This window comes from Synechococcus sp. PCC 6716, from assembly GCF_022570815.1.
GTDB lineage: Bacteria > Cyanobacteriota > Cyanobacteriia > Thermosynechococcales > Thermosynechococcaceae > Thermosynechococcus > Thermosynechococcus lividus.
On the sequence record NZ_JAKLTU010000002.1, the window covers coordinates 70,253 to 82,699 of the forward strand.

Below are 12,447 nucleotides of genomic sequence, written 5' to 3' on the forward strand. Positions count from 1 at the left end.
TTTACGAGGAATGAATATCAATCTTTTCAATGAACGTGCGAATCTCGTTGAGGTCAATGTAGCGATCAGTGGCGTTACGCAGTTCGCGGGCAATCATGCCTTCTGTCGAAACAACAGTAATGTGAGTATTTTTTGACCGGAGTAATTCGATGGCGCGCTCAAAGTCACCATCACCGCTGAATAGAACAACGCGATCGTACTGGCCAACAGTGTTAAACATATCAATGACGATCTCAATATCTAAATTTGCTTTTTGGGAGTATTTGCCAACACTTTCGTCGTAGTACTCCTTCAGCAGTTTGGTGCGCACCGTATAGCCCAAGTTAATCAAGGCATCCCGAAAGGATCGCTGATCTTGGCTGTCTTTGAGGCCGGTGTACCAAAATGCATTCACAAGGACAATATTAGGATCCCGCGTAAAAAATTCAAGCACGCGGCGAGGGTCAAAAAACCAGCCATTTTTTTGCTGGGCATAAAACATATTATTCCCATCGATAAAAATAGAAAGACGTTCCTGATGGGGGAGCATAGAGAGGTAACCTAGAGAAAGATCAATCGGTTGACAACACCATGAATAATGGAATTAGTAGGGTCGCTTAGATATACGCATCACTGGTAACAAAGATTTAGATTTACAAGTACAGTTTTATCTGTGATTTTATCAAGATCAAGTTTTATCAGAAAAGAGGAATGCCTTTGTGGCAGACAAATGCCATAAAAAGTTCACGGCAAACACTTTTTAGAGAAACTTACTTAAAGTTTAATAACTGTAAACTATTGTAATGGAATTCAGCGAAACCGACTAGAGGGTGCGCTCAATTGTACTAGTAAAACCTAGGGATTAGAGGATCAAATCAATATCCCAAGTTGTAATATCCCATGTTTCTAAAACGTAGCTTTGATCGCTGCTGCGAATGAGCCACAATTGGCGATCGCCAGTAAAGCCCACACCGTGAATCTCCTGCTCACTTTCGGCAGTGCCAACAATTTCGCCATGGTAGGTTACAACGTTCAGGCTGCGGCGACCTGCCACCACATACCCCCATGGAGTTGAGCAGAGAAACCGCGGACGAAAGCGTAGCCCTAAGCGTTGCACGCGCCACGGTCGAAAATTCACCAGCACCAGCAAAGGCTGCTGGGGATGATCTTCAAAGGCGGCAAGCTGCCACTCCCGTTGTAGTGCAGGGGTTATGAGGCTCAAGTTTACCGGCAGTTGCGTTTGCAGTAACCAATGCCCGCGGCGCTGAAACAAATCAAACTGGGTGCTGATGTGTTCCGTTTTGGGACACTGGTAGCGACTGACCACCAGACCGTAACGACGGTTAAGGAGGAATGTACCGAGCCATTCGCCGCCATGCCAATCCCAAACAAGGGTTTGCTGCCGTACCCCATGGAGTAGATGGAGGTGCAGTAGGAGCTGTTGCTCGTGGACAAGGGTTTCTGCACACCAGTAGCCACTCGCATCGATGGCGAAGGTATGGGCAGCCATTGAGAGGGGACAGGGTACGGGAATGATGTTGTCCTGTACCCACAGCAGTTGGGGTGTTGGCAGGCTCAACCGTAACCAACAGCTTGACTGACTGGTGAAAATCTCTGTCGTCTGCTGCGTCACAGGCCATTGCTGCTGGATCGTTGGCATACCCTGCGCTGCTGACCAAGCAATGAGCTGATCGCCTATGAGACCATAGACCGCAGATTCAGTACTCAGCAGCTGTCGTGGGAGGCTGGCTAAGCGGTGCCCCTGAGGGGGTGATAGTAGATAGGCTGCGGGGGAGCGCGAAAACAGGAGTGATTGCTGCTGCTGTTCGGCATCAGTGACTTCCAAGGCCAGTTGTACGGCTAAAGCCATTTCCGCTGCGGTTTTATAGCGTCGCTGGGGCAGCTTATCCAACGCCTTGGTAATAATGTTGCGGACTAGAAATGGGATATTCTCCGGTAGTGTGTAAGGACGGCTCAAGTGTGCTGCGATGAGTTCGGCGGGGGTGCCATGGAAGGGGCGATCGCCCACCACCATTTCGTAAAGCACAATACCGACAGCGTAGAGATCCGACACAGGAGAAGTTTGGCCGTAAAAGCGCTCCGGTGCCATGTAGGCCGGGGAACCCGTCTGGCCGGTGCCTGTGACATCTTCAATGAGCCGCGCCACCCCAAAATCCGAAACCTTGGCGTGCCAGCCCGTGGGTTGCAGGTCTAGCAGGATATTTTCGGGCTTGAGATCGCAGTGGATAATGCCCCGATGGTGGGCATAGCTGAGGGCAGACAAAATATCAAGGATAATGCGTAATGCGGTTGTCAAGGGTAAGCTTTGCTCCTGTTCAAGGAGCGATCGCAGTGTGCCGCCCACGCAGTAGTCCATCACTAAACTGCGGTACTGCATCTGCCCCTGCTGGCGGGCAGGAATATAGTCAATGGCCTGACAACTCACCACATGAGGATGCTGCAGCGTCAGCAAGAAGTTGAGTTCCCGTAAGAACCCGCGGGTGAGCAAGTGTCGCTCATTGAGCACCTTAATGGCAACCAGTTCCCCAGATTCGCGGTTCACACCGACATACACTTGCCCATACTGCCCCTGCCCGGCTACATCCAAGAGCCGATAACGAGAGGTTTGGGCAGCGTGAGCCGTGAGTAGCAAGGGGCCTCAACAACAAGGGTTAACAACAAGGACTCCAACCTTTATTCGCTGTTGCGCTAGGTGAAATACAGATCAAATTTAGCAACGTTGAGGTTTTTCAGGAAAAGAGCAATTCTAGGGGAACTTCCTTCTCCGCCTGCTCAGCGCTGCCTACTTCGTGGATGCGTTTGGCTAAATCCCGTGCCCGCTGATAACTGGCAATATCACCACTTTCAAAGAACAGTTTAGCAGCGGTTCGCAAATCTTCGACGGCACCCTTGCGATCGCCTAGGGTAGAGCGTGCCACCCCACGATTGTGGTATGCCTTAGCATAGGCATCATTGATGCGAATAGCTTCTGAGTAATCCAGCACCGCTGCTTCTGCATCTCCAAGGCGTTGGTGGGTTAGGCCGCGGTTATAGTAGGCTTTCGCATGACTTGGATCCGTTTGAATCACTTGAGTATTCTTCTCAATTTCCCGCAGACAGTCGAGCACCTCTTCAATTTGTTTTTGCTCCGTATCCAGAATGCGGGTGTAATCGTGAAGATCCCGCGTCCCTTGGTTGAGCTGAAGTACTTGCTGCTGCACATCTTCGAGGCGATCGCGCACTTGACTCAGAGCAAAGGTCAGGTTTGTCAGGTTCGACTGCTGCGTTGCCTGAGACTCGATCACTTGAGCCATCTGTTCGCGCTGTGCCTCGGCAAATTCCTTAAGGCTCGCGTTCAGTGTCTTGCGGCTGACAAGGTTTAAGCCCACCGCCAAGGATAATGGCAGCGGGGCGATCGCCGTCAAAATGGTTTGCTGAGTTACTGCGGCTGCAATGGAAAGAAGCACCGTCAACCCAGTTGCCCCCGACTCCAACAGCTCAAAACCCCCTGCTTTTGGTGCAGATGGGATAGGCTTTGCACTTAAATCACGATTTTCCATGGTTTAGCTCCCTATAAACTTGTAAACAGACGGCTGCCCTAGGCATCCGACGTATTGGCAAGGAATTGTCCCACTTGCACTTGGGTATCTTTTAGCTGGGTAATCATCGTCCGGGTAATCAGCTTACCCGCTTCCACCAAAATGCGCCCATCCAGAGGATGCAGAATATCCTGCTCTGCCCGCCGCCCAATCAGGGATTCAATATCCTCCACTGCATTGACGTACATCCCTGAGGGTAACTCCACCACCACCCCTGAGCCAAGAACCCGCGCCTGGCAGGCAAGGCGCGACGATGTATTAGCGGTTGTAATCACCTCTAAGGTGCGCTGCTCTCGCTTAGTCATCGGCGAGAGGCTTTCCATCCCTTCCTTGATATACACGTGGCAGGTGGCACACATCCCCCGCCCGCCACACTCTTTGAGGACGTGTAGTTCAGAGTCCAACAGCGCAGACAGCAAATTATCGTTGGTGTTAATGGTCGTTTCCCGAGAAATGGGTTCGAGTTTTACAACTTTTGCCACTGCTGTGTGCTCCTCAATATCCGTCCGTATCATTCATTTTGAATGATAGCCCTAAGCAGTCTGGGTGCGGCAGAGTCGCTCCATAACCGTGTTGTGATCCTGCCCCTCCTGTAACCATGCCTTAGCAGGCTCCACCCGCTCCCGCAACCCCAACACAAAATAGTTATTGCTTGCGCCAAGGGTTTGACAGGCCGTTTGTACGCAATGGAGATCCCGACCCGTGAGTTGGCTAAAGAAGGCCTCCAGAATACCAGCCTCAGCAAAGCACTGCGGTTGACCAGTAGCCTTGGGCGCAGCCTCTGCAAATGCGGAGTCCCAAGTTTTCACCACTAAAAAGCCCTGCTGATAAAAGCTAACATCTAGGTCAAGGGTGCCCCAGCCATGGGTTTTCCAGCATTCCTTAAGGCACTGCAAAAACTCAATCATTTCCATCTCCGCCAGCGGGCGACCATAGTACTCGCTCACATCTTCCACAAAGCGACGGTAAAAATTCTTGCCCCACCAGCGACCACAGTTAAACAACACGACCCCAGTGGCTTGGCCAACTTCGTGTTCGAGCCCTGTGTAGATCGCTTGCAACAGAACATCCGGCAGGGCAATTAAACGGGCACCTTTGCGATTTTCAATCAGCCCTGTTTCAAAATCCCCTTGAACATAGGCATCAGCGGCAAAATAGTTACCGGGTAAGACAGGGTCTTTGACCAGATCAGCAACAGAAATCATAGAACATCCTCTTAAAAACTCTCAAGATAGCAGGCTTAGGATTGAACGCTAACAACCGCAGGGATCCCCACAAGGGTGGCTTGGGCATGATCCAACAGGGGCAAAATTAAATCCTGCTCAGCGTCGGTGAGCATTTCCTTGAGGCGGGCACTTAAGAGGTCGTGGCAACTTGTCCACACCGCTTGGGTTTGATGAGCATTGACAACTCCCGTCAGCCATTCCAAGAGGCGGTGTTGTAAAAATTCAGGATTATTCAGGAGCATGGCCATGGCCGCGTAGCGCAATAGGGCAATCGACTGCCGCAGCACTTCCTCAAGGGTGCGGGGGTTTTCTGTAGGATAGTTCTTTTGGAGTTTGTCAGCAACGGGTTGGAAAATCTCAACCTCATGATCCCGCAAAAACTCGTAGGTGTGTAGCCGCTGTTGCAGGGATTCAACATGATGCCGCAGGACTTTGATGTCAACATTGCTGAGGTAGTTTTCTTCGGCTTTGTAGTAGAGGTTCATTAATTCGGTATGCATAGGGGTCTCCTTAAAACTCCTTAAACAAGCGTCTAGAACAGAGTAGACAAGTCAGACAGGGTAAACTCTGGTTCAACTGGGGGCGCAGGATCTACCACGGGTTTACTAACTTGGGCGATGACGGGCTGACCGCTCCAAGGGATTCCTGCACAAAACTCGGCCACCGACCGTCGCCACAGAGACACCCCCGGTTCAAGGGCAATCGCTTGGTCAGGCCGACCGTCCCAGTTGAGTTGGCCAAAAAAGGTGGCCACAGACCAAGCTGGCCATGCCGCTGACACAGGTCTATCGCTTGCGGTGTCTGCGGCTAAGGTTTCAGTGGCAATGACACCAATCCCCTGCCAGTTCATGCGACCAAAGAAATCTTTGACGTGGTACCGTGACCATTCAGTGGGGCTGGTGGTGGCAGGGGGTGCACTTGAGACCAATCCAAGCCAATTGACCCGCTGCCAAAACTCACTCACGCGCAAGGTATGCCAGTTCATGGGTGCTGGCTCAAGGGCGGGTGTATCTGCCACAGGTAAGCCAAGCCAGTTAAGGTGCGCCAAGAATTCAGCCACGGGGCGCTGCTGCCAGTTACCGCTTAGCTGTTTCATAGACAAGTTCCCCACTGCGGAGCCGTTTTTCAATATCCCGTGCAGATGCCCCTTCGTTTTGCCAAAAGGCTGCTGCATCGATGCGATCTTGTTTGCCAAGAAGGAACTTGCAGTAGGTTTCGCCCATGGCGTAGCACTGGATTTCAATGCAACTGAGGTCTTTTTGAATGAGGCCACTAAAGAAACCAGCAAACAACCCTGCGTAGAGATGGCAGACGGGGCGACCGACATCCCCAAGGGTACGCGCCACTACTGAGTCAAAAATGTTGATAAACATGAAGCCGTGCTTCTGTTCACTGAGATCGACTTCCCAGTTGCCCCATCCTTGGGTCGTGCAAGGCCACCACCAAGCCTCTAGGACGTAGGGTAGCCGCATTTGCTTGAGACCTTGCTCGTAGCCGTATTCCTTGGGAAACCACTCTTGAAAGAAGCGGGCATCTCGGCGGCCCCATTCTTCACCAATTTTGTACATCACAACACTGGAGGCGGGGCCAACTTCTTCTTCAAGACCTTCTATTAAGCCAATAATAAAATCCTCAGTGACCAAGAGGTTGCGGGCATTATTCCAATCGGTGTAGGTGCCGCGATCGCTATCAAATTGAAAGAAGTCCCACAGCGCATAATGGTGGTGGCGCTTCGGATACTTTTTCTGCAGTAGGTGGTTGGCACCGAAGTAACTACCGGAAGCAGCAGGGGGGCGAGAACTTGTCATTGTCATAGAGCAACTCCACAAAGATGGTTCAGAAAAACAGGTGGATACCTAACGTCCTTGGCAGAGATTGTCAAACCCAAAGAACCGAAACCCAACGGTCATAAAAAACTCCATAGTGGTACAGATGAATAAACCCTAGCCGCTGTACCCAAGGTGGCTAAGAAACGCACCAGCAGTTGAAACTCTTTGGTGAGGTTGCAACTGAGACTCTCAAGAATCTGAGGGTATATTCCCATTCTTATATGATTTTCTTAAGTCATTGCAAATCAATGATTTCCTGTGCATTATTTCTTAACTGAATGTATTAATCTTGTTACAGGCTGTTTCACTCACGAACACGGCACAAAAATATAGCGTGCAAAGAAATCCCTCATTGGGGCACGTACACTCGTGTACTAGGCTTAATTTAGTGGGTTCTTCCTCTTGGTTGCCTCCGTGCTAATACGGATTCAACCCCTGTTATTGGCTCAATAAGGTAAATTCTTGTAAAGCCGTGCGTGGATACCATGCAGCAATCATCCTCCCATACGTTCCAGCAGTGTATCTACCAACTGGTGCAGCAGATTCCCTGTGGCTACGTGGCCACCTACGGCCAAGTGGCGGCTCTGTGTGGCTGGCCACGCCATGCCCGCTTTGTGGGCTACGCGCTATACCAAGTGGCTCCAGATTCAGACATTCCGTGGCATCGGGTAGTCAATGCCCAAGGGAAGGTGTCTCTCTCGTGGCGCCGCGGCGGTTCTGACGAACTACAACGCTGGCGATTAGAGGCAGAGGGGGTGGTCTTTAATGCCAATGGCCGCATTAACTTGCGTCGCTACGGTTGGCAGCCTTAATCCATCACCCGCATCACAATTAAGGTCATGTCATCGCTGATGCGCCCTTCCACACCAATAAAGTCGATGACTGCTGCAAAAATGTAGTCGAGCAAGGCTTGGGCATCTAAGCCTTTCGCGCACGCACGTTCGAGGACAGCGGCCAGCCGTGCTTCTTCGAAGCGATCGCCCTTGGGATTGTCGGCCTCGGTAATCCCATCGGTGTAAAAAACAACGGTGTCCCCGGGCTGGAGCCGCACTTCTACTTGCTGATATTGGGTGCGCTCATCGAGGCCGATGAGCATGCCGTAGGTGTCTAGTCGTTGGACAGTACCGGTTTCGGCCCGCCACAGTAGCGGGGGTAAGTGAGCAGCGTTGCTGAAGGCTAGGACACGGGTTTGCGGATTGTATTCGGAGTAAAAGAGGGTGACAAAGCGATGGGAACTCTCTAGGTCAGCCTTCATGGCGCGGTTGAGATGCTGTAAGATGCGGCTGGGACGATGCCCGTTCAGTGCCTCAGCCCGCAGCATTCCCCGAGTCATGGTCATAATCAAACCCGCAGGAACACCTTTGCCCATGACATCCCCAATGGCGATCCCCCATCGCCCTTGACTAATGTCTTGACTATCGGCAAGTCCATAGGTAATGGGAATAAAGTCGTAGTAGTCCCCCCCCACCCAACTGGCGGTGCGACAGGCGGCAGCCAGATCAAGCCCTTGAATCTTGGGGCAATGGCGCGGTAACAAGCGGCGCTGAATTTCGGCACCAATTTCCAGTTCGCGGTCAAGACGTTGGCGATCGCGCAGCTTCAGAGCCATCTCATCGTTGGCAATGGCCACTGCGGTTTGATCGGCAATCACCTGCAGGAGTTGCTGGCGCGTTTCTGTCCACTCGTAGGTGGGTTGCTGGCTAAAGACGTAGAGCCGTCCGCGCTCTGAAAGGTTGGTATCTTTGACCAAAATCGTGGTGCCGTAAAACTGAATGCCCGCAGGAAGACGATCTTGCAATTGTTGATCGAGCACATGCTCTAAGCGGGGGCGATCGCCATGGGGGTCAGTGGTCATGATCCCGACACTGTTGGCTAGGGTACGGGTGGCGGTTTCGAGGGCGGCGCGGATATTGGGGCACTGATCACTGGCATGACAGTGAAGCTGCTCCAGCCGTGCTTGACCGTCGGCACGGAAGAGTACCAAGGCGGCGGCCTCTGCTTCGGTGACACGGCAGCTAATCAGCGGGATTAACTCAAAAAACTGGTTGAGGTTATTAAAACTGCGCAGGGCAAAGCTGAGAGAGGCCAATAATTCTTGGATTTTACTGGTCTCGCGCTGTAACCGAGACACCATCTCTTTGAGGGCGATTACAGGACTCGAGGAACTCATAGCAGCAAGGGAAGAGGCGGGTAACATGGGCAGCCAATGACCGCAAAAGAGTCAATTGACTCTACAGCGTAGCGCAAAAAACGTCAAGATAAAAGACGTTTAGATTTTTTATAGTGCTTCTTTAGTTTGTCTAGGAGGTTTCCCTAGTTGGGTGAATGGTGGCAATCAAGGAACCACCGATGGCGATCGCCACCGCTAGCGCCACAAGCACAGGAACTAGCCCCCACCAAGTTTCGGCAATCCCCGCGAGGGCAAGGGGCAGGCTGAGGGCAATATTGACAAGGTTATTTTGTAACCCAAAGATGGTGCCCCGCTGCTCCGGCGGTGTCATGACCTGAACAGTGGTTTGCATGGGAATAGCCACCAACGCCGCAAAAAAACCAAACCCCACAATAAAGGTTCCGCTTAGCCATAATGACTGTAGGGAAAAGGCAAGCCCCAACAGCATTCCCCCCATTCCCCAGCACCCGAGCAAACTCCACAGACGATAGGAGAGCCACCTTGTCCCGATATTCAGCAGTAATGCGCCCAGCCCTAACCCCACTGCGGCCGCAGCGAGCAAAAAGCCAAATTGATCGGTGTCAAGGGCAGGCATGACCTCTGCCAAACGAACAACAAGTACCGACATTGCTGCAACAACTGAAAACAGTAGGATCAACTGCATCAGCGCGAAGCGCAGCGCCGTATATTGCCCCAACAGGTGTAGCCCTTGGCGCAGCTCTTGCCAAACTTGGCGGTAGCGACTGGGGGGCAGGTGGCAGTGATCCGGAGGGCGCAACAGAAACAAAAAGGCAGCAGCACTGCCATAGCAAAGACTGACAAAGATTGCACCGCCCCATTGCGGCTGCCAGTGACTAGCCAAGGTCAGGAGCGGTTCGCCCGCTGCAAATCCCAGCACCAAAGCCGCCATCATCGTGAGGGTATAAAGAGAGTTCGCAGAAATTAAGTGAGACTTATCGACCAATAGGGGAATGGCTGCCTGTTCCGCAGGCGCAAAGAATTGGGTCAAGCTGGAGATGGCAAAGGTGAGCAGCAGCAGTACCATAAAACCGCTAAGGCGACCCGTTGCCATGAGCGTTGTGGAGGGGACAGCCAAGACTAGAAGAGCGCGGTAGAGATTTGTAACAATGAGCACTTGTTTTTTGGACCAGCGATCCACAAATACCCCTGCCACCGAACCGAGCACAATGGCCGGAATGGTAAAGGCCACCATAATGGCAGATACCCAGCCACTAATACTCTGGTCGGGAGGTTGAAAGAACTGAGTGGTGAGGGCAATCACAAGCACAAGGTAAATTTTGTCCGCCAGCTGAGAGCATACTTGAGCAAGCCACAGGGCAATGAAATTGCGATTTTGCCAGAGGGGGGGTACTGGCGCTGGAGGTGAAATCACGCGAATGTCGGGCTCAACGGTCATGGCTGTGGCACCATCAGGGGTGAAAAACAGGTATCAAGGAGGGGGGGCACCCGCAGAACTTTATCAAAATGAAACTGCATATACTGCCGCAACACCCGCTCTAAGGACAGCCAAACACTTAGAGGATAGACCTGAGACGCCTCTAAAAAATTCTTGAGGTCGCACTCTTGGGTGGCTGGGGTTGCAAGCCACTGCCCCAGACGCACTTCGCTGGCGGTAAGCTGGCGATCGCCCCGACCGGTTGTTAGCAGCCCCCCCGCCGCAAAGCTAAAGCCCAGTCGCCAATCAGTGTCTGCCGCAGGCACATGAATAGCTCCGCCGCCGTCGCCACACTGGTGCCATTGGGGGGCAATACCGCTAAGGTCAAGAAGACGGCAGAGACTTCGCAACAACACAGCGAGAGCTGCCCGACTGGATAGCTGCTGCAATTGCTCTAGGGTGGTGCACAGTAAATCAAAGAGTTCCGGCTGCGGCTGAGGATGATCCGCTTGGTACAGCACCACTTCCCCAAGGTACTGAGCCGCTGTAATCCTCGCCAGTTGAGTGGTCAGCCCATGATAGGTCATCACGGTTTCCGCTTGCAGGATGCGATCTAAGCTGCGACCATTGGCAATAAATAACTGATTGACCACAAACAGATCAACCCGTCCCCCTAACCTAGAGCGGGATCCACGGCAGTGGGGAGCTACCAATTTCAAAAGGCCGCGATCGCGCGTAAGGACACTCAAGAGGCGATCGTTTTCCCCCAAGGGCATGGCTTTAAGATTGATTCCAACAGTGGTGTAGGTGCGGCTCATGGCCAGAAAAACAACAGGATCATTGTCTTCCTTTAGCCTATCGCGGCACGTTGCCTATACAGCGATCAACTTATCCCGATCAAGCCCCTCAAGAATGCTTAAGGGTTCAATACGCGAAAACTCTTGGCTGCTTTTGTGGGCAAAGTGCAGCACCCACGGTAAGCGGGCATGGCTATAGCCACTGGCTGGATGCAACTGTGCCAAGTAAACTTCCCCGCCCTAGAAGGGCGAGGCTTTCTGTAGCCCTCCGGCTATCTCGCAAGCCAGCCAGGAGCCTCCAGGCAGCGTTACGGACTGCCCCAAAAGCGCAATATTGATTGCGCCATTTAGGTCTGCATCACCAATCCATCCACAATGCCCACACTTGAACTTTTTTTCAGTCCTCAGCCCAATATGCAAGCAACAATGGCAGGTTTGACTGGTATAGGCAGGGGGTACAGCAACCACCTCAACTCCTTCCTTGATACCCTTGTATTCCAAGAATTGTCGCAACTGATAGAACGCCCAACTGTTCGACCGTCTCCGCTCGGTCGTGTTTCTCGGTTGCTGGTTGATTCTATCGCGAATGCCTGTCAAATCCTCGATAGCAACAATGGCATGGAGGTGTTTTGCTTCACGAATGATGGATGCACTGATGGAATGATTGAGCCATCGCTGAAAACGTCTCTCCCTCCCCGACAGCCGTTGCAGGATTTGTCGGCATCTACGCCGACTCGACCGTGTGCCCTTCGAGGCTTTTTGCTGGAGCGATGCTCTCACTTTGGCGAACTGATCTCGAACTTGATTCAACTGCTGAGCATCCCAACCGTTATCGGTACTAGTTTTAGCGATTTCACGCCGACCGAAATCAACGCCAATCCCCTTGTCCGACTGACTGGGTTCAGGAGCGTCGTCGCTCAGTTGAATGTGGATGTAGTATCGTCCATCTCTATGCTTGCACAGTTGAGCCGACGTGGGTTTACACCCCTTCAGCTTGCTGCGCTGGTAGTGTCCTATGTCCAGTTTGATGTGTTCTCTACATCCCAGCAGGGTCAGGCTGACTGTCCAATCCGTCTCCCGAAAAGAGAAGATTCGGGCATCGTAGTCTGCCGAAGTTGGACGAAACGCTTTGACAGGTTTGCCCTTCACTTTGGCTGTTTTTCGATTCGCCCCAACCTTAGCACAAACCCTGACTGCCTGATTAGCACTCAACCCAAACTGTTCTCGCAGGTCGTTATAGACCAACGACTGAATCGTTGTTTTGCTGGTTGTTTTGGGTTTGACGCGCTCATTGGCATAGTTGCAAGCAGCAGCAAACGCCTGAAGCACTGCCTCAATCTTGGCATTTTGTTCGGGTGTGGTTGCAAGTTTGCAAACTAGTGTCAGAGTTTGTTTCATCCTTTTATATTCTCACCCGTGACTATGAAAAACAAGCGTACTAAACCTGGCAA

At 52.1% G+C, this 12,447-nt stretch carries 14 protein-coding genes; 1 reads left to right on the forward strand and 13 read right to left on the reverse strand.

The window, feature by feature from the left end; genetic code table 11:
- Position 1 precedes the first annotated feature (1 nt).
- The 8 genes from L5220_RS03230 to L5220_RS03265 form a co-directional block, all read right to left on the reverse strand.
- The gene (locus L5220_RS03230) at positions 2-529 is read right to left on the reverse strand and encodes a LabA-like NYN domain-containing protein (protein WP_099799485.1); all 528 of its coding nucleotides are present in this window, start codon (positions 527-529) and stop codon (positions 2-4) included.
- 312 nt (positions 530-841) lie between these two features.
- The gene (locus tag L5220_RS03235; RefSeq protein ID WP_499571556.1) at positions 842-2,632 is read right to left on the reverse strand and encodes a serine/threonine-protein kinase; all 1,791 of its coding nucleotides are present in this window, start codon (positions 2,630-2,632) and stop codon (positions 842-844) included.
- A 97-nt stretch (positions 2,633-2,729) separates the two neighbouring features.
- A complete protein-coding gene (locus L5220_RS03240; RefSeq protein ID WP_448513848.1) occupies positions 2,730-3,539 on the reverse strand; it encodes a tetratricopeptide repeat protein in 810 nt (269 codons plus the stop codon).
- A gap of 38 nt (positions 3,540-3,577) precedes the next feature.
- Entirely contained in the window at positions 3,578-4,060 is a 483-nt protein-coding gene (locus tag L5220_RS03245) for a 2Fe-2S iron-sulfur cluster-binding protein (protein WP_099799938.1), read from the reverse strand.
- Positions 4,061-4,111: 51 nt separating this feature from the next.
- Positions 4,112-4,783, reverse strand: a complete 672-nt coding sequence (locus L5220_RS03250; RefSeq protein ID WP_448513849.1) for a V4R domain-containing protein — start codon at positions 4,781-4,783, stop codon at positions 4,112-4,114.
- Between the two features lie 35 nt (positions 4,784-4,818).
- Entirely contained in the window at positions 4,819-5,304 is a 486-nt protein-coding gene (locus tag L5220_RS03255; RefSeq protein ID WP_499571559.1) for a phycobilisome protein, read from the reverse strand.
- Positions 5,305-5,336: 32 nt separating this feature from the next.
- Positions 5,337-5,900 (reverse strand): hypothetical protein, encoded by a 564-nt coding sequence (locus L5220_RS03260; protein WP_499571561.1) that lies wholly within the window; start codon positions 5,898-5,900, stop codon positions 5,337-5,339.
- The gene (locus L5220_RS03265) at positions 5,881-6,618 is read right to left on the reverse strand and encodes a V4R domain-containing protein (RefSeq protein ID WP_499571563.1); all 738 of its coding nucleotides are present in this window, start codon (positions 6,616-6,618) and stop codon (positions 5,881-5,883) included. Before L5220_RS03265 ends, L5220_RS03260 begins: the two co-directional genes overlap by 20 nt.
- A 500-nt stretch (positions 6,619-7,118) precedes the next feature.
- Here L5220_RS03265 and L5220_RS03270 point away from each other — a divergent pair, with 500 nt between their 5' ends.
- A complete protein-coding gene (locus tag L5220_RS03270) occupies positions 7,119-7,445 on the forward strand; it encodes an MGMT family protein (RefSeq protein WP_499571565.1) in 327 nt (108 codons plus the stop codon).
- On the opposite strand, the gene L5220_RS03275 is transcribed toward L5220_RS03270, so the two are convergent.
- From L5220_RS03275 to L5220_RS03295, 5 genes are all read right to left on the reverse strand, one after another.
- Positions 7,442-8,803 (reverse strand): PP2C family protein-serine/threonine phosphatase, encoded by a 1,362-nt coding sequence (locus L5220_RS03275; RefSeq protein WP_227517386.1) that lies wholly within the window; start codon positions 8,801-8,803, stop codon positions 7,442-7,444. The genes L5220_RS03270 and L5220_RS03275 overlap by 4 nt on opposite strands.
- Positions 8,804-8,933: 130 nt before the next feature.
- Positions 8,934-10,220, reverse strand: coding sequence for an MFS transporter (locus L5220_RS03280; protein ID WP_499571567.1), 1,287 nt, complete (start codon positions 10,218-10,220; stop codon positions 8,934-8,936).
- The gene (gene recO, locus L5220_RS03285; RefSeq protein WP_448526554.1) at positions 10,217-11,017 is read right to left on the reverse strand and encodes a DNA repair protein RecO; all 801 of its coding nucleotides are present in this window, start codon (positions 11,015-11,017) and stop codon (positions 10,217-10,219) included. Before recO ends, L5220_RS03280 begins: the two co-directional genes overlap by 4 nt.
- A gap of 54 nt (positions 11,018-11,071) precedes the next feature.
- A complete protein-coding gene (locus tag L5220_RS03290; protein WP_448526555.1) occupies positions 11,072-11,221 on the reverse strand; it encodes a hypothetical protein in 150 nt (49 codons plus the stop codon).
- A gap of 15 nt (positions 11,222-11,236) precedes the next feature.
- A complete protein-coding gene (locus L5220_RS03295; RefSeq protein ID WP_499571570.1) occupies positions 11,237-12,394 on the reverse strand; it encodes an RNA-guided endonuclease InsQ/TnpB family protein in 1,158 nt (385 codons plus the stop codon).
- Positions 12,395-12,447: the final 53 nt, after the last annotated feature.

Excerpts from the sequence above, each read along its gene's own strand:
- L5220_RS03280 (WP_499571567.1), bottom strand. The coding sequence starts at position 10,220 with ATGACCGTTGAGCCCGACATTCGCGTGATTTCACCTCCAGCGCCAGTA.
- L5220_RS03275 (WP_227517386.1), bottom strand. The coding sequence starts at position 8,803 with ATGAGTTCCTCGAGTCCTGTAATCGCCCTCAAAGAGATGGTGTCTCGG.
- L5220_RS03265 (WP_499571563.1), bottom strand. The coding sequence starts at position 6,618 with ATGACAATGACAAGTTCTCGCCCCCCTGCTGCTTCCGGTAGTTACTTC.
- L5220_RS03260 (WP_499571561.1), bottom strand. The coding sequence starts at position 5,900 with ATGAAACAGCTAAGCGGTAACTGGCAGCAGCGCCCCGTGGCTGAATTC.
- L5220_RS03240 (WP_448513848.1), bottom strand. The coding sequence starts at position 3,539 with ATGGAAAATCGTGATTTAAGTGCAAAGCCTATCCCATCTGCACCAAAA.
- L5220_RS03255 (WP_499571559.1), bottom strand. The coding sequence starts at position 5,304 with ATGCATACCGAATTAATGAACCTCTACTACAAAGCCGAAGAAAACTAC.
- L5220_RS03295 (WP_499571570.1), bottom strand. The coding sequence starts at position 12,394 with ATGAAACAAACTCTGACACTAGTTTGCAAACTTGCAACCACACCCGAA.
- L5220_RS03250 (WP_448513849.1), bottom strand. The coding sequence starts at position 4,783 with ATGATTTCTGTTGCTGATCTGGTCAAAGACCCTGTCTTACCCGGTAAC.
- L5220_RS03270 (WP_499571565.1), top strand. The coding sequence starts at position 7,119 with ATGCAGCAATCATCCTCCCATACGTTCCAGCAGTGTATCTACCAACTG.
- recO (WP_448526554.1), bottom strand. The coding sequence starts at position 11,017 with ATGAGCCGCACCTACACCACTGTTGGAATCAATCTTAAAGCCATGCCC.
- L5220_RS03230 (WP_099799485.1), bottom strand. The coding sequence starts at position 529 with ATGCTCCCCCATCAGGAACGTCTTTCTATTTTTATCGATGGGAATAAT.